The organism is Agromyces sp. GQ35 (assembly GCF_059758475.1).
Genome location: NZ_JCAXEO010000002.1, coordinates 324,016 through 339,913, shown reverse-complemented (window position 1 = coordinate 339,913; position 15,898 = coordinate 324,016). Strand labels below are relative to the sequence as shown.

At 68.9% G+C, this 15,898-nt stretch carries 13 protein-coding genes; 7 read left to right on the top strand and 6 right to left on the bottom strand.

The features are described from left to right. Positions 1 to 23: 23 nt before the first annotated feature. The 4 genes from AC6CH0_RS13600 to AC6CH0_RS13585 are packed head-to-tail and all read right to left on the bottom strand — an operon-like array spanning position 24 to position 5,167. Positions 24 to 1,676 carry a dipeptide ABC transporter ATP-binding protein gene (locus AC6CH0_RS13600; RefSeq protein WP_498101732.1) on the bottom strand — a complete coding sequence of 551 codons (1,653 nt, stop codon included), beginning with the start codon at positions 1,674 to 1,676 and terminating at the stop codon, positions 24 to 26. After that, positions 1,676 to 2,548, bottom strand: a complete 873-nt coding sequence (locus tag AC6CH0_RS13595) for an ABC transporter permease (RefSeq protein ID WP_498101730.1) — start codon at positions 2,546 to 2,548, stop codon at positions 1,676 to 1,678. The genes AC6CH0_RS13600 and AC6CH0_RS13595 overlap by 1 nt, the downstream gene beginning before the upstream one ends. After that, positions 2,545 to 3,528: an ABC transporter permease gene (locus tag AC6CH0_RS13590; RefSeq protein ID WP_498101728.1), complete on the bottom strand. Its 984-nt coding sequence runs from the start codon at positions 3,526 to 3,528 to the stop codon at positions 2,545 to 2,547. Before AC6CH0_RS13590 ends, AC6CH0_RS13595 begins: the two co-directional genes overlap by 4 nt. Then, a complete protein-coding gene (locus AC6CH0_RS13585; RefSeq protein WP_498101726.1) occupies positions 3,506 to 5,167 on the bottom strand; it encodes an ABC transporter substrate-binding protein in 1,662 nt (553 codons plus the stop codon). Before AC6CH0_RS13585 ends, AC6CH0_RS13590 begins: the two co-directional genes overlap by 23 nt. Before the next feature lie 127 nt (positions 5,168 to 5,294). On the opposite strand from AC6CH0_RS13585, the gene AC6CH0_RS13580 reads away from it, so the two are divergent. The 5 genes from AC6CH0_RS13580 to ndk all read left to right on the top strand — a co-directional run bounded on the left by AC6CH0_RS13580 (position 5,295) and on the right by ndk (position 11,479). Continuing rightward, positions 5,295 to 5,690: a GntR family transcriptional regulator gene (locus AC6CH0_RS13580; protein WP_498101724.1), complete on the top strand. Its 396-nt coding sequence runs from the start codon at positions 5,295 to 5,297 to the stop codon at positions 5,688 to 5,690. 278 nt (positions 5,691 to 5,968) lie between these two features. Beyond that, positions 5,969 to 9,271 (top strand): isoleucine--tRNA ligase, encoded by a 3,303-nt coding sequence (ileS, locus tag AC6CH0_RS13575; RefSeq protein WP_498101722.1) that lies wholly within the window; start codon positions 5,969 to 5,971, stop codon positions 9,269 to 9,271. Continuing rightward, complete coding sequence (locus AC6CH0_RS13570) at positions 9,268 to 10,629, top strand: bifunctional folylpolyglutamate synthase/dihydrofolate synthase (protein WP_498101720.1); 1,362 nt, start codon at positions 9,268 to 9,270, stop codon at positions 10,627 to 10,629. The genes ileS and AC6CH0_RS13570 overlap by 4 nt, the downstream gene beginning before the upstream one ends. Beyond that, positions 10,626 to 11,063 (top strand): DUF4233 domain-containing protein, encoded by a 438-nt coding sequence (locus AC6CH0_RS13565; protein WP_498101718.1) that lies wholly within the window; start codon positions 10,626 to 10,628, stop codon positions 11,061 to 11,063. Before AC6CH0_RS13570 ends, AC6CH0_RS13565 begins: the two co-directional genes overlap by 4 nt. After that, positions 11,060 to 11,479 carry a nucleoside-diphosphate kinase gene (gene ndk / locus AC6CH0_RS13560; RefSeq protein WP_022892054.1) on the top strand — a complete coding sequence of 140 codons (420 nt, stop codon included), beginning with the start codon at positions 11,060 to 11,062 and terminating at the stop codon, positions 11,477 to 11,479. Before AC6CH0_RS13565 ends, ndk begins: the two co-directional genes overlap by 4 nt. Before the next feature lie 55 nt (positions 11,480 to 11,534). Here ndk and AC6CH0_RS13555 read toward each other — a convergent pair whose 3' ends face one another. Next, positions 11,535 to 12,161, bottom strand: a complete 627-nt coding sequence (locus tag AC6CH0_RS13555; protein WP_498101716.1) for a vitamin K epoxide reductase family protein — start codon at positions 12,159 to 12,161, stop codon at positions 11,535 to 11,537. Positions 12,162 to 12,436: 275 nt separating this feature from the next. Between AC6CH0_RS13555 and AC6CH0_RS13550 the strand changes: the two genes are divergently transcribed. Next, on the top strand, positions 12,437 to 15,064 hold the full coding sequence (locus AC6CH0_RS13550) for an Rne/Rng family ribonuclease (RefSeq protein ID WP_498101715.1): 2,628 nt from the start codon (positions 12,437 to 12,439) through the stop codon (positions 15,062 to 15,064). On the opposite strand, the gene AC6CH0_RS13545 is transcribed toward AC6CH0_RS13550, so the two are convergent. After that, complete coding sequence (locus AC6CH0_RS13545) at positions 15,053 to 15,346, bottom strand: DUF4031 domain-containing protein (protein ID WP_498101713.1); 294 nt, start codon at positions 15,344 to 15,346, stop codon at positions 15,053 to 15,055. The two genes, AC6CH0_RS13550 and AC6CH0_RS13545, sit on opposite strands and share 12 nt — an antisense overlap. A 240-nt stretch (positions 15,347 to 15,586) precedes the next feature. On the opposite strand from AC6CH0_RS13545, the gene rplU reads away from it, so the two are divergent. Next, entirely contained in the window at positions 15,587 to 15,895 is a 309-nt protein-coding gene (gene rplU, locus AC6CH0_RS13540; protein WP_498101711.1) for a 50S ribosomal protein L21, read from the top strand. The last annotated feature ends 3 nt before the right edge of the window (positions 15,896 to 15,898 follow it).

Below are 15,898 nucleotides of genomic sequence, written 5' to 3'. Positions count from 1 at the left end.
CGCCGAGTCTTCGCCCGCGCGGTTCAGTACGCGAGTCGCGGCGAATCGGCCACGAGCTGGGCGGAGTACGGATGCTCCGGCTCGGCGAAGACCCGTTCCGCGTCGCCGGTCTCGACGATCCGACCCGCCCGCATGACCGCGACCCGGTCGGCCATATGACGCACGACGCCGAGATCGTGGGAGATGAACAGGAGCGCGAGGCCGCGCTCCCGCTGGAGCTCGTCGAGCAGGTCGAGGATCTGCGCCTGGATCGTCACGTCGAGCGCCGAGACCGGTTCATCGCAGATCAGCACTTCGGGTGATGCTGCGAGCGCCCGGGCGATCGCCACCCGCTGCCGCTGCCCGCCTGAGAGCGTGAGCGGCTTTCGGCCGGCGACGGATGCTGCGAGCCCGACCTGGTCGAGCAGCGCGGTGGCCTCGGGGCCGGGTGCAGCGCCGCGAGCGCCGCGTGCGGCATCGCTGAGGATACGGCCGACACTCCACCTGGGATCGAAGGAGCTGAGGGCGTCCTGGTAGATCGCGCCGATGCGGTGGCGCGAGGCCCGACGGTGTCGCTCGTCGAGTGTCGACCACTCCTCGCCGTCGAGATGCACGTCGCCGCTGTCGGGGGCCGTGAGCGCGAGCGCGAGTCGAGCGACCGTCGTCTTTCCCGAGCCGGATTCGCCGACGAGGCCGAGGGTCTCGCCACGGTGCAGCGACAGCGACACGTCGTCGACGGCGGCGAACCGGCCACCCGGGATCACGAAGGTCTTGGTGACGTGCTCGAGTGAGAGCAGTGAGGGTGCCGCGGAGGGCTGAGTCGCGTGCGTCGCCGGCGCTGCAGCCGGTGCAACACACGCCGGTGCGACGTGGTCGAACCCCGAGGGCGGCATCGACAATCGATCTCCGCGCGGGATGCCGGACGGTACCGCGGCGATGAGTGCCTTCGTGTACGCCTCCCGGGGGGATTCCAGTACCTCGCGAGCGGTTCCCTCCTCGATGATCTCGCCCTCGCGCATGACGAGGATGCGGTCGGCGAGTCGCCCGACGACGGCGAGATCATGGCTGATGAGGAGCACACCCGTGCCGCGGGAGCGGATGCCGGCGATCAGCGCGAGGATGCGCGCCTGCACGGTGACGTCGAGGGCGGTCGTCGGCTCGTCGGCGATGAGGAGCGGTGGGTCGAGCGCGATGGCGGCCGCGATGAGGCCGCGCTGGCGGAGGCCGCCGGACAGTTCGCCGGAACGCCGGGTCGCGGCGAGGGCAGGATCGGGCATGCCGACGTCGGCGAGGAGCTCGAGCACCCGAGCGCGGCGCTCGGCGGGCGGCAGCCGCTCGTGGATGCGGAGCGGATCTTCGATCTCGCGACCGACGGGGCGGAGCGGGTCGAGCGAGACGAGTGCGTCCTGCAGGATCAGTCCGGCGAGCCGGCCCCGCACACGGCGCCATTCGCGCTCGGTTGCCGCGCCGAGCTCCCGGCCGGCGACGTGAAGCCGCTGCGACGAGACGCGTGATCCGGGGCCGGCGAGCCCGAGCAGCGCCCGAGCCGTCACTGATTTGCCGGAGCCCGATTCGCCGACGATCGCGACGCATTCGCCCGGCGAGATCGTGAGGTTCACTCCATGCACGACCTCGGCCGTGCCGAAGCCGACCCGGAGGTCTGCGACATCGAGCACGGGATCGGGTGCATTCGTCATCATTCGCCTCTCCCGCGTCGGGTGAGTGCCCGGCCGAGCACGGTCGTCGCGATCGTCGTGGCGACGATCATGAGCCCGGGGAAGACCGTCATCCACCAGGCGGTTGCGAGATAGGTGCGACCCGCGGCCAGCATGGCACCCCACTCGGCCGCGGGCGGCTGTGCGCCGAGGCCGAGGTAGCTGAGCGCCGCCGCCCAGACGATCGCCTGCCCGACCCCGAGCGTCGCGAGCACGAAGATCGGGATGAGTGCGTTCGGCAGGACGTGTCGAGCGAGGATGCGGGCCGGGGACCGACCCAGCACCCGCGCCGCCTCGACGTACTGCGAGGAGCGGATCGAGACGAGCTGGCCACGGATGATCCGGGCGTAGCCGGGCGCCGTCGACAGTCCAACGGCCACGGTCGCGGTCACCGGCCCGGGCCCGTAGACGACGATCACGAGGAGCGCGAGCAGCAACCCGGGAAAGGCGAACAGCACTTCGACGAGCCGGTTGACGCTGAAGTCGAGGATGCGACCTCCGAAGCTCGCCACCACTCCCAGCACGAGCCCGAGCGCGAGCCCGATGAGCGTCGCGGTGACGCCGATGAGCAACGACGTGCCGGTGCCGGCGACGATGCGACTGTAGATGTCGCGCCCGGACTCGTCGGTGCCGAACCAGTGGTCGAGGGACGGCGCCTGGAAGGCGTCGGCCGCGGCGATCTGATCGGGGTCCTGTGTGGCGATGAGTTCTGGCACGCAGGTCGCGGCGACGAGGAAGAGCACGAATGCGGCCGCGAGCAGGGTTCCAGCGCGTGGCATCCGACCGCGCGGCCTCGGCGGCAGGTGTTCAGCGGACGCCTCGACCGTCGTCTGTCGCAGTTCGAGCTCGCTCATCGACCCGCCTCCTGTCGAAGCCTGGGATCAGCGATGCGCGACGCGACGTCGGTGAGGACGGTCATGGCCACGTACACCACCGCGACGAGGAGCACGACACCGGTGACGACAGGGATGTCGCGCAGGGTGACGGCCTGCAGGAGCGTGCGACCGAGCCCCGGCATCGCGAAGATCGTCTCGACGACGACCGCCCCCGAGAGCAGCCACCCGAGCGCCCAGCCCGAGAGGCTGATCGCCGGTAGCGCCGCGTGCCGCACGGTGTGGCGCAGGCGCACGCCGAGCGCGGTCTCGCCGCGAGCGCGCGCCGACACCACGAACGGCTGCTGCATGGCGTCGAGGAGGCTCTCGCGCATGACCTGGGCGAGGAAGCCCGCGAGCGGGATCGCGAGCGTCACGACGGGAAGTACGAGGCCTGCAGGCGTGCCGGTGGCCACCGGGGGCAGCCAGCCGAGCGCGGTACTGAACACTGCGATGAGCACTGCAGCGAGCCAGAAGTGGGGCAGTGCGGCAGCGGTGATCTCGATGCCCTCGCCGACGGCGGAGGCGACTCGCCCGCGTCCCGTCGACCAGAGCGCGAGGGCGAGGGCGAGGAGCCAGGCGAGGGCGAGGGACAGGAACGCGAGGAGGAGCGTGCCGCCGATCTGCGCGCCGATGAGCTCGGCGACCGGCACCTTGAGCGCGTACGAGGCGCCGAGGTCGCCCGTGATGAGCCGGCCCAGCATGGCGAGGTACTGCACGATGAGCGGCTGGTCGAGCCCGTAGTCGCGCCGTACCTGGTCGAGCGCCTCCTGCGAGGCCTGGGAACCGGGCCCGCCGAGGATCGCCTGCGCCGGATCGCCGGGGATCAGCCGGATGGCGAAGAAGGTGAGGGTGGCGACCGCCCACAGCACGAACGCCGCGCCGGCCATCAGCAGGCCGGCGCGGCGAAGCGTCACGCCGCGAGCGGCGCGCCGGGATTCAGCCGGCGAGCCAGGCGTCATGGAAGCTCGGCGTCGAGACGGTGGGCATCGCACGTGCGCCGTGCACCGAGCTGCTCACCAGGAAGCTGTTCTGCTGGTCGTACAGCGGGAGGAGGTAGTAGCCGCCGAGGATGCGCTGCTGCGCCTCCTCGTACAGCGTGGCGCGGGCGTCGGCCTCGCTCGTCGCCGCGGCCTCGGAGAGCAGGGCGTCGACCTCGGGGTCGTCGAGCTGGGCGAGGTTCGCGAAGTAGCCGCTCGGCGCCGGCGTGATGCTGTCGGAGTGGTACAGGATGCGCAGCACGTCGGGCCCGACCTTCGTGTACGGAGCGCTCACGATCTCGTACTCGTTCGCCGCGAGGGCGCCATACCAGCTCGAGAGATCGAGGAGTTCGATGACGACGTCGAACCCGGCCGCCTTCGCCGTGGCCTGGACCTGCTCGAACAACGACTGCTCGGCCGGGATCGACTGGTTCGTGCTCACCGGGAAGCGGAGCGTGAGGCGAGCGCCGTCTTTCACGCGGTACCCCTCGGCGTCGCGCTCGGTCCAGCCGGCGTCGTCGAGCAGGGCGTTCGCCGCGTCGAGGTCGGGCTGGAAGAGCGAGTCGTCGGAATACGCGACGGCCTCGACCGAGGAGAGCGGGGAGTACGAGCGCTCCGCAGTGCCGAAGAAGAGCGCGTCGATGCCCTCGTCGACCTCGACGGCGCGGATGAACGCCTCGCGCACGCGCTCGTCGTCGAACGGCGCCTGGCCCGAGTTGAGCTCGATGCGGTTCGCCGCTCCGGGACGGGGCGCGTCGATCCAAGTCAGCGACTCGTTCTCCTTCGCCGCCGCGATCGTGTCGGGCTGCGGGTTGTCGATGACGTGCACCTGGCCGGCCTGCAGCGCTGCATACCGCGAAGCCGAGTCCGGCACGAAGCGCCACTCGATCGCGTCGAGGTGGGCCACGCCATCGTGCGCGGCATCGGCCGGCGGCGAGGCGTACTCCTCGTTGCGCACGAGCGAGACGTGATCCTGCTTGACCCACTCCTCGACGACGAACGGTCCGGTGCCGATCGGAGCCTGGCAGTTCTCGTCCATGCCGCGGGCGAGGCCGGCTGGCGACTCGATAGCGAGCCACGGCTGGGTGAGCGACTCGAGGAGTGCGCTGTCGGGCGAACTGAGCACGAATCGTGCGACCTGGTCGCTGACGACCTCGACACGATCGACCTTGCCGAGCGCGAGGTAGCCCGTCGAGGATTGGGTCGCCGGGTCTTTCAGGTGCTCCACGTTGACCTTCACGGCCTCGGCATCGAGCGGGGTTCCATCGGTGAAGGCGACGTCGTCGCGAAGGGTGAAGTCCCACGAGAGGCCGTCGTCCGAGGCCTCCCACGACTCGGCGAGCCAGGGGATGATCTCGCCGGAGGCGTCGCGGGAGACGAGGGACTCCAGGAACTGCCCCGCGAGGAGCGCCTGCGGGTAGTTGCCGCCGACATGCGGGTCGAGGCAGGTCGGTTCGGCATCGCCGCTCGCGTACGCGAGGGTGCCGCCTGAGACCGGGTCGCCGGATGCCTCGGGCGCCGGTGCCTGGCACCCGGCGAGCATGATCGACGACACGAGGGCGACGCCGAGGAGCCCGAACCTGCGGGCATTCGAGGAGGTGGTCACGGGTGCAGCACGCATCGAGGTCCTTGCAATGGGGGAGTGTGTGGCGGGCTCTCGTCAGCGCGGGCCCGCATTCATCCTGACACCGCGGAAGCGCCGTGACAAGGAAGTTGTTCGGCTTCAGATAGAACAATATACTTTTGTGGTGTTCATTCGACTCGATCCGACCCTCGAAGCACCCCTCTTCGAACAACTCGCCTCCGGTATCCGGGCCTCGATCGTCGACGGTCGGCTCTCCGGCGGTGAGCGACTCCCCGCCGCTCGCGACCTCGCCGCATCGCTCGAGCTCAATGTGCACACGGTGCTGCGGGCGTACCACCGGCTGCGAGACGAGCACCTCATCGAGCTGCACCGAGGCCGTGGCGCCGTCGTCGCCGTGCGCATCGGAGGGCATGCCGCCCTCGCCGGAGCCGTCTACGACCTCGTCGACGAAGCGAAGAACCACGAGCTGCCCGAGGCCGCTCTCCTCGCATTGATCCGCGAGGCGTACCGCTCCGCGCCGCAGGCATCGGGAGTGCTCCGCCCAACGCCGACACGGTAGTCTGGAGGGCAACGACGTCGATCCGGCTGCCGGCCGGTGCAGACGTCGTGAACTCAACGACACTGATCCGGCTATCACCGGGGAGTCTTCGGAAGAAACCGAATGGGCGCCAGACGGCATCCACTCGGCGGTAGAACCGAACGGGTCGGCCCGTCACAGCCGGCAACGAGGGGCGAGTCGGTCGCGAGATGCGACTCGCAAGCGAGGTGGTACCGCGGCGGGAGCTCGATCGAGCACCGGCGTCCTCGTGAGAGCATCCGTCCCCGCAAGGAGCGAGCGTGTACCCCCGCACCCCAGACGACCACGGTGTCGCCCCCTCACCCGAGTTCCCCGCCGTCGAGCGCGAAGTGCTGGCCTTCTGGAAGGCCGATGGCACCTTCCAGGCCTCGATCGATCAGCGCGAGGGCGCACCCGAGTGGGTGTTCTACGACGGACCTCCGTTCGCGAACGGCCTGCCGCACTACGGTCACCTCCTGACCGGCTACGCGAAAGACCTCTTCCCGCGCTTTCAGACGATGCGCGGCCATCAGGTGCACCGCCGCTTCGGCTGGGACACGCACGGACTGCCCGCCGAGCTCGAGGCCGAGCGTCAGCTCGGCATCACCGACAAGAGCGAGATCGAGGAGATGGGCATCGCGGCCTTCAACCAGGCCGCGAAAGACGCCGTGCTGCGGTACACGAAGGAATGGCAGGAGTACGTCACCCGCCAGGCCCGCTGGGTCGACTTCGAGCACGACTACAAGACGCTCGACGTCACCTTCATGGAGAGCGTGATCTGGGCATTCAAGACCCTGCACGACAAGGGCCTCGCGTATGAGGGCTACCGGGTGCTGCCGTACTGCTGGCGCGACCAGACGCCGCTGTCGAATCACGAGCTGCGCATGGACGACGACGTCTACAAGATGCGCCAGGACCAGACCGTCACGGTCACCTTCCCCCTCGTCGGCGCGAAGGCGGAGGCACTCGGCCTCACCGCCGTGCGCGCCCTCGCGTGGACCACCACCCCGTGGACGCTGCCCACGAACTTCGCTCTCGCCGTCGGGCCCGACATCGAGTACGCGGTCGTGCCCGCCGGCCCGAACGGCACGCCGGACGCGACGGTGCTGCGCGAGGAGGCCGGCGACGGGGCATCCGACACCGAGGTGCTCGGCGGCGAGTACCTCATCGCGATCGACCTCGTCGGCAACTACGCGAAAGACCTCGGCTACGACTCCGCCGAAGATGCGCGTGCCGCAGTCTCGCGCACGGTACGCGGTGCCGAGCTCGAGGGAGTCGACTACGACCGTCTCTTCGACTACTACGCCGATGTCGAGGGCTACGGGCTGCAGAACGCCTGGCGCATCCTCGTCGCCGACTACGTCACGACCGAAGACGGCACTGGCATCGTGCACCAGGCTCCCGCGTACGGCGAGGAAGACCAGAGGATCGGCGAAGCCGCCGGCATCCCGGTCGTCATCTCGCTCGACGAAGGCGGCCGGTTCCTGCCCGCGGTGACGGATGTCGCCGGGCTGCTCTGGAGCGATGCCAACAAGCCGCTCACCCAGCTCATCAAGTCCGAGGGACGACTGCTCCGCCAAGCGAGCTATGAGCACTCGTATCCGCACTGCTGGCGCTGTCGCAACCCGCTCATCTACAAGGCGGTGTCGAGCTGGTTCATCCGGGTGCCCGAGTTCCGCGACCGCATGGGCGAGCTCAACCACGACATCAATTGGGTGCCCGACAACGTGAAAGACGGGCAGTTCGGCAAGTGGGTGGCCGGCGCGCGCGACTGGTCGATCAGTCGCAACCGGTACTGGGGCTCGCCGATCCCGGTGTGGAAGAGCGATGACCCCGAGTACCCGCGCATCGACGTCTACGGTTCGCTCGAAGAGCTCGAGCGCGACTTCGGACGGCTGCCGGTGAATCCCGACGGCGAGCCCGACCTGCACCGTCCGTACATCGACGAGCTCGAGCGGCCGAACCCCGACGACCCCACCGGGCGCTCGACGATGCGGCGCATCCCCGACATCTTCGACGTGTGGTTCGACTCCGGGTCGATGCCGTTCGCGCAGGTGCACTACCCCTTCGAGAACCAGGAGTGGTTCGACAGCCACAACCCCGCCGACTTCATCGTCGAGTACATCGGCCAGACGCGCGGCTGGTTCTACGTGATGCACGTGCTGTCGACCGCGCTCTTCGACCGGCGCGCCTTCACGAACGTGGTCAGCCACGGCATCGTGCTCGGCAGCGACGGACAGAAGATGTCGAAGTCGCTCCGCAACTACCCCGACGTGTCCGAGGTCTTCGAGCGCGACGGCTCGGACGCGATGCGCTGGTTCCTGATGTCGAGCTCGGTGCTCCGCGGCGGCAACCTGGTCGTGACCGAAGAGGGCATCCGCGAGGGTGTTCGGCAGTTCATGCTGCCGCTCTGGAGCACGTGGTACTTCTTCTCGCTGTACGCGAACTCGGCTCGCGCGGGCGGCTACGAGGCATCCGCGCGCACCGATTCGAGCGACGTGCTCGACCGTTACCTGCTCGCCAAGCTCGGCGAACTCGTGACGGCCGTCACCGCCGACCTCGAAGACTTCGACTCGCCGCTCGCGGCGGCGAAGCTTCGCGATTTCGGTGACGTGCTGACGAACTGGTACGTGCGGCGTTCGCGCGACCGCTTCTGGTCCGGTGTCGCCGACGACGGCGCAGGGCGCGAGGCGTTCGACACCCTCTACACCGTGCTCGAGACGCTCACACGTCTCGCGGCGCCGCTGCTTCCGCTCGTCTCCGAGCAGATCTGGCGCGGGCTCACCGGGGGTCGCAGCGTGCATCTCGCCGACTGGCCCGATGCCGAGGGCTTTCCTGTCGATCACGAACTCGTCGCCGCGATGGACTCGGTGCGCGAGATCAGTTCAGCGGCGCTGTCGCTGCGCAAGCAGTCCGGACGCCGCGTGCGACTCCCGCTCGCGCGACTCACCGTTGTCGCGACGGATGCCGCAGCGCTCGCGCCGTTCGAGTCCATCCTGCGCGATGAGCTCAACGTGAAGGCCGTCGACCTCGTCGCCCTCGACGCGTCGAGCGCAGCGTCGTTCGGTGTCACCAAGCGACTCACGGTGAACGCCCGCGCAGCCGGGCCCCGCCTCGGCAAGACCGTGCAGCAGGCGATCCAGGGCGCTCGCAGCGGCGACTGGACGCTCGACGGGGATTCGGTCGTGGCCGGTGGCATCCCGCTCGAGGCGGGGGAGTACGACCTCGTGCTCGAGGCCGGCGGAAGCAGCGACGGGTCGAGCGCGCTCGCGCTGCTCGCCGACGGCGGCTTCGTGATCCTCGACACTGCCACGACCCCCGAGCTCGAGGCGGAGGGCCTCGCGCGCGATGTCGTGCGCGCCGTGCAGGAGTCCCGAAAGGCCGCAGGCCTCGAGGTCGGCGACCGCATCGCGCTGACGCTCACGCTCGATGCCTCCGGCGCCGCTGCGGCAGAGCAGCACCGTGAGCTGATCGCCGGAGAGACGCTCGCGACCGAACTGTCCGTCGTCGCCGGGGCACCTGACGACGATGCGCGAACCGTGGGTGAACGCTCGCGCCTGATCGTTGAGGTGGCCAAAGCATGACCGACGAACTCGAATTCGCCGACGCGGCCGATGCCGTATATCGCAGCCTGCTCGAACGGGTCGGCGAGGCCGCACCCGAGCCTCGACTCGACGCCACCCGCAGAGCGGTCGAGCTGCTCGGCGACCCCCACCGTGCTGCGCCGGTGATCCACATCACCGGCACCAACGGCAAGACGTCGACGAGTCGCATGATCGAGTCGATCCTGCGCGCCGGTGGCCTTCGCACCGGCCTCATGACGAGCCCGCACCTCGAGCGCTTCACCGAGCGCATCCTGATCGACGGCCAGCCCGTCTCCGACGAGGCGGTCTCCCGCAATTGGGAGGAGATCGCACCGTTCATCGACATCGTCGACGCCGAACTCGAAGCGGCCGGTGCGCCGCGGCTCACCTTCTTCGAGGCGTTGACGGCCCTCGCCTTCGCGTGCTTCGCCGACGCACCGGTCGACGTCATGGTGCTCGAAGTGGGCATGGGCGGCGAGTGGGACTCCACGAACGTGGCCGACGGCCAGGTCGCGGTGTTCACGCCCATCGCGCTCGATCACGAGTCGGCCCTCGGTGCCACCGTCGAGCGAATCGCGCGCACGAAGGCGGGCATCATCAAGCCCGACGCGGCGGTCGTCACGGCATTCCAATCGCCCGAGGCGCTCACCGTGCTGAGCGAGGTCGCGAGTGAGCACGGCGGCACCTTCGCCGTCGAGGGCGGCGCCTTCGCCGTGCTCGACTCACGCGTCGCGGTCGGTGGCCAGCTCATCTCGGTGCGAGGGCTCGCGGGGGAGTACCGCGACCTCGCGCTCCCGCTCTTCGGCCGCCATCAAGCCGAGAACGCCGCGGTCGCGATCGCCGCCGTCGAGTCGTTCCTCGGCGCCGGCAGCATGCGGCTGGCAGATGAGGTGCTGCAGCAGGGACTCGGCCTCGTGACGTCGCCGGGGCGACTGCAGGTCATCGGCACCGAGCCGTCCGTGATCGTCGACGCCGCCCACAACCCGCATGGCGCCGCCTCACTCGCGGCGGCGCTCGACGAGTACTTCGACTTCGACGAGGTCATCGTCGTGCTCGGCGTGCTCGCCGGCAAAGACGTCTCCGGCATCGTCAGTGCCCTCTCCGCCGGCGACGCACGCTTCATCGTCACCGCGCCGGCATCCGACCGCGCGATCGGCGCTGCTGAGCTCGCGGCATCCGTTGCCGGTGTCGTTGGCGCCGAGCGGGTCGAACTCGTCGAGCGTCTCGACGACGCACTCGACCACGCGCGAACCTGGGCCTCTGCTGCGCCCAAGCGCGCAGTCGTGGTCGCCGGTTCGATCGTGCTGGTGGGCGAGGCCATCGGCATCGCCGCTGATCGCGAGTGGGCGCAGGCATGAGCGACCCGTCGGCATCGAACGAGACTGGTGGCATTCCCGAGTCTCCTGCGCCCGCGCCACTGCGGTCCATCCGACAGAGCCTCGCCTCGATCGTGCTCGGATTCGAGGTCATCGTCGTCTTCCTCGCCGCGCTCGTCATCTGGGGACTGGCCCAGGGCGGCGTCGAGGGGGCGTTGCCCTCGTGGGTCCCGCTCGCGGCGGGCGGCGTCATCATCATCGGCCTGATCGCGACGATCGGACTCCTGCGATTCAGCTGGGCCTACCCGCTCGGCTGGACCCTCCAGGTGCTCATCCTCGCCTCGGGCTTCCTCAACCCCGCGATGTTCGTCGTGGGCGCGCTCTTCGGCGGCATGTGGTGGTACTGCATGGTGACCGGCGCACGAATCGACCGAGAACGAGCGGCTGCGGCCGCTCAATGGAAGGAACAGGAATGACCACTCCGATCGAAGAGACCCTCGTGCTCGTCAAGCCCGACGGTGTCGCGCGCAACCTCACCGGCGAGATCCTCCGTCGCATCGAGGCGAAGGGATACTCGCTCGTCGACATCCGCCTCGTGCAGGCCGACCGCGAGCTCCTCGGGCATCACTACGCCGAACACGAGGGCAAGCCGTTCTACGAGCCGCTCATCGAGTTCATGGAGTCGGGTCCGATCGTCGCCATGCGCGTGGCCGGCAATCGGGTGATCGAGGGCTTCCGCGTGCTCGCGGGCACGACCGACCCCACGACGGCCGCACCGGGAACCATCCGCGGCGACTACGGCCGCGACTGGGGGCTGAAGGTGCAGCAGAACCTCGTGCACGGCTCGGACTCTGTCGAGTCGGCCGAACGGGAGCTGGCCCTCTGGTTCTGAAGCGCCGAGCGGATGTCGCGGTGCCCGGGTTCCCCGGCACCGCGACGCCGCAGGCTCAGCCGGCGAGGTTCGACAGGTCGATCATGATCCGCGGGATCGCGTCCATCTGCGCCTGAGCCAGCAGCACCACGACGGCGTAGCAGATCACCGTGATGAGCGGCAGCCAGGTGAGCCACGTGCCGGCGAGCCGGCGCGCACGTGCCGGCACCGGAATATGTCCCTCGCGCAGGTTGTACAGAGTGAGCGCCCAGAATGTCGGAATCGTGACCGCCCACGTGAGCATGCACCAGGGGCAGAGCACGTCGAGCACGTAGATGCTCTGGAAGATGAGCCAGCCGACGAACACCAGTGCTCCGGCGACGCCGACGTTGAAGAGCACCCAGAACCAACGCGCGAACGTCGCCCCCGCGAGCAGTGCCATACCGACGACGATCACGGCCGGCCACGCCATCAGGCCGACGAAGGGGTTCGGGAAGCCGAAGAGCGAACCCTGCCACGACGCCAGGTTCGTGCTGCACCCGACCAGCACGCCGACGTTGCACGATGGCACGTGCGTGGGATCGCTGAGCGACAGCACCTTCTCGACCGAGAGTTCGAAGGCCGCGAGCAGGCCGAGCGCCCCGGCGATCACGAAGAAGACCGCGAGCGCGACGGGTCGGGAACGTCGGGAGGAGTCCGGCATGCTCGGATTATGGCATGCCGATTCCGCGCTCAGCTGCGAGAGCATGCGATAATCGAAGGAGTCGTCCGGGCCGCGCCCGGCACGACGCCAATGAGGGCTTTGAGGATGCAGCGCATCCGAGTAGGCGGTGAACACACCGCAAGACGTGGCGACACAGGCAACCTGCCGGTCGCAGTAGTGAAGGATTCGGCGGTTCGGCGCGATGCGCGGAACTGCTCCAGACGAGTACGGGACGACGGCGCGGCCGTCGGAACCGGCGTAGGAGTGCACCAGAGATGGTGGAAGGCAACGAGAAGAACACGAACGAACCCGAGACCGGCAGCGGCTCGACCCGACGGCGTGGGGGGCTCTTCGGCTCGCGGCGTGGAGGTCGCTCGAAGGCGGTCGACACGCCCGTGACGCCCGAGATCGAAGTGCCGTCGGCACCGGTATCCGAGGTTGCAGCGGAGCCCGCACGCGACGTCGACGAGGCGGCGCCGGGCGATGCGGTCGGGGTCGCATCCGAGGCATCCGCAGAGCCGGCTCGGACCGAGTCTGCCGACACCGAGACCGAGACCGAGACCGCGCAGCCCGTGGCCGAGGCCGTCGTCGCGTCGCCCATCCCGGCGACGCTGACGACGACGTCGCTGATCTTCCACGCGCCGCCGGTGCTCGTCACCGAAGATCGTCCTGAGCGCGCCGAACGAGACGTTCGCGACGCCGACGGCCGTGATCGCGGTGCACGTGATCGCGACCGGGAGTACGACGACGAGAGCACCACGGTGCGTCGACGCACTCGTCGTCGCAGTGGCGAAGAGAGCAGCAGGTCGAACTCCGACGAGCCCGCGAACACGGTCGTCAAGGTGCGCAAGCCTCGCGAGGTCGAGCTCATCACCGAGCCGCAGAAGGTCAAGGGCTCGACGCGACTCGAGGCGAAGAAGCAGCGTCGCCGCGACGGGCGTGACGCCGGTCGTCGGCGAGCCGTCATCACCGAGGCGGAGTTCCTGGCCCGTCGCGAATCGGTCGACCGGTCGATGGTCGTGCGCGAGAAGGGCGGCCGCATCCAGATCGGCGTGCTCGAAGACGGCGTGCTCGTCGAGCACTACGTGGCTCGCAACCAGGAGGCGTCGCTCATCGGCAACGTCTACCTCGGCCGCGTGCAGAACGTGCTGCCCAGCATGGAAGCCGCGTTCGTCGACATCGGACGCGGACGCAACGCCGTGCTCTACTCCGGCGAGGTCGACTGGGATGCCGCCGCCGAGAACGGCGAGAAGAACCAGCCGCGACGCATCGAGCTCGCCCTCAAGCCCGGCGACCGCGTGCTCGTGCAGGTCACGAAGGACCCGATCGGGCACAAGGGTGCTCGTCTCACGAGCCAGGTCTCGCTGCCCGGCCGCTATCTCGTCTACGTGCCCAACGGCTCGATGAACGGCATCAGTCGCAAGCTCCCCGACACCGAGCGGGCGCGGCTCAAGAAGATCCTCAAAGAGGTGCTGCCCGACAACCAGGGCGTCATCGTTCGCACGGCAGCAGAAGGCGCCACCGAAGAGCAGCTCACGCTCGACGTCAATCGCTTGATCGCGCAGTGGGCAGACATCGCCACCCAGCTCGAGAAGGTGCAGGCGCCTGCGCTGCTGCACTCGGAACCCGATCTGCTGATCAAGATCGTGCGCGACGTCTTCAACGAGGACTTCCAGAAGATGATCATCGAGGGCGACGAAGCGCGCCAGACGATCGAACGATACCTTCGCGCTGTGGCGCCCGACCTGCTCGACCGTGTCGAGGCGCACGCCGGCGATCGGGACTCCTTCGACGAGTTCCGCATCAGCGAGCAGATCGAGAAGGCGCTCGACCGCAAGGTGTGGCTGCCTTCTGGCGGTTCGCTCGTGATCGACCGCACCGAGGCGATGACCGTGGTCGACGTCAACACCGGCAAGTTCGTCGGGTCCGGCGGCAACCTCGAAGAGACCGTCACGAAGAACAACCTCGAGGCGGCTGAAGAGATCGTGCGTCAGCTCAGGCTGCGCGACATCGGCGGCATCATCGTCGTCGACTTCATCGACATGGTGCTCGAGACCAACCGAGACCTCGTGCTGCGCCGGCTCGTCGAGTGCCTCTCCCGTGACCGTACGAAGCACCAGGTCGCCGAGGTCACCTCGCTCGGCCTCGTGCAGATGACTCGCAAGAAGCTGGGGCTCGGCCTGCTCGAGTCGTTCAGCGAGCCGTGCGAGATCTGCGCCGGCCGCGGCGTCATCGTGCACCACGAGCCCGTGGTGAAGCACCGCGCGTCGCAGCAACAGCAGCAGCCAGAGCGTCGTCGCGGTCGCGGCGGCAACCAGCAGCCCGCCCAGACACCGACGGAGCCGAAGGCGCACACCGGCACGCACGCGATCACCGACGATGTGAAGCACGCGCTCGCGCAGATCGCCGCATCGACGATTCCGCACACCGAACAGAAGTCCGGCGAGCGCCCGACGGAGCTCGCAGTCGAGGCGCCCGTTGCAGAGCCGGCGGCCGCCGAGGTCGCAGTTCCGGCCGAAACGCCGGAGAAGCAGAGCGAAACGCCGAGCAGGGGCCGCCGTGGCCGCCACCGTCGAGTCTCACAGGAGCAGGGCGCGGCATCGGCGGCTTCGAGCGGTGAACCCGACGTCGCAGGTGAGCCCGCGTCCGCTTCGGAGCCCGTGGCACAGCAGATCCTCGATCTGCCCGTGCCTCCTGTCGAGCGCAAGCGACCCGTACGAGTCGCCGAGACCGAGGTGCTTCTCGACTCGGTGCTCGACGCGTTGCCGGCCCCCAAGAAGGCCGGTGAGGGGCGTACGCGAAGCCGTCGGGTTTCGACTGCGGCGCTCAGCGCTGCCGGTGGAGCGCCCGTTATCACCCGCGCCGACGGCTCGGACGACGCGGCTTCCGCCTCAGCCGAGTGATCGGCGGGCTGCGCGCTCGCGTCGCTCACGCGGCGTGACGCGCAGCCCACTCCGGCGCAGCCGGGCGACGAGTTCGCGCGGCGTCACGGCGAGCGCACCCGCGGCGACGAGTTCGTCATAGCGCTCGATCGGCACGTCGTAGTGGTCGAGGTCGAAGGATCTCGAGGGCAGCCCGACTCGCTCGGCGAACGCGACCAGCTCGTCGATCGACTCGTCGCTCACGAGGTGGGCCCACACGGTGCCGTGCTTCGGCCAGAGTGGCGTATCGATCAGCACGGTCATGCGCCGATCTTATGCGGCACGTCTCGCGACTCGCCGGTGGCGTCGCGTTTGACCGCCCCCTCGACATCCGGTAAACTCGACCGTTGGTGCCACCGCTTATCCCGGTGGTCTCGCCTGCAGACGTATTCTGCAACACAGTTTTCTGGCAGTGACGACCCTCTCCTTCCCGCTGGGGTCCCGCGCAGTGACATCCCATCAGACAGTCGGAGCCCCCGGGTTCCCCAGAGATAGGTACGAGTAGTGGTTTACGCAGTAGTGCGCGCCGGCGGTCGGCAGGAGAAGGTCGAAGTCGGCACCATCGTGACGATGGACCGCATCAAGGCAGACAAAGACGGCAACGTCACGCTCGCCGCGGTGCTCCTCGTCGACGGCGACAAGATCACCTCCGACGCCAAGGCGCTCGAGAAGATCACGGTCACGGCGGAGGTTCTCAACGACCTTCGCGGTCCGAAGATCGTGATTCAGAAGTTCAAGAACAAGACCGGCTACAAGAAGCGCCAGGGGCACCGTCAGGACCTCACGCGCGTCAAGGTCACCGGAATCAAGTAGAGC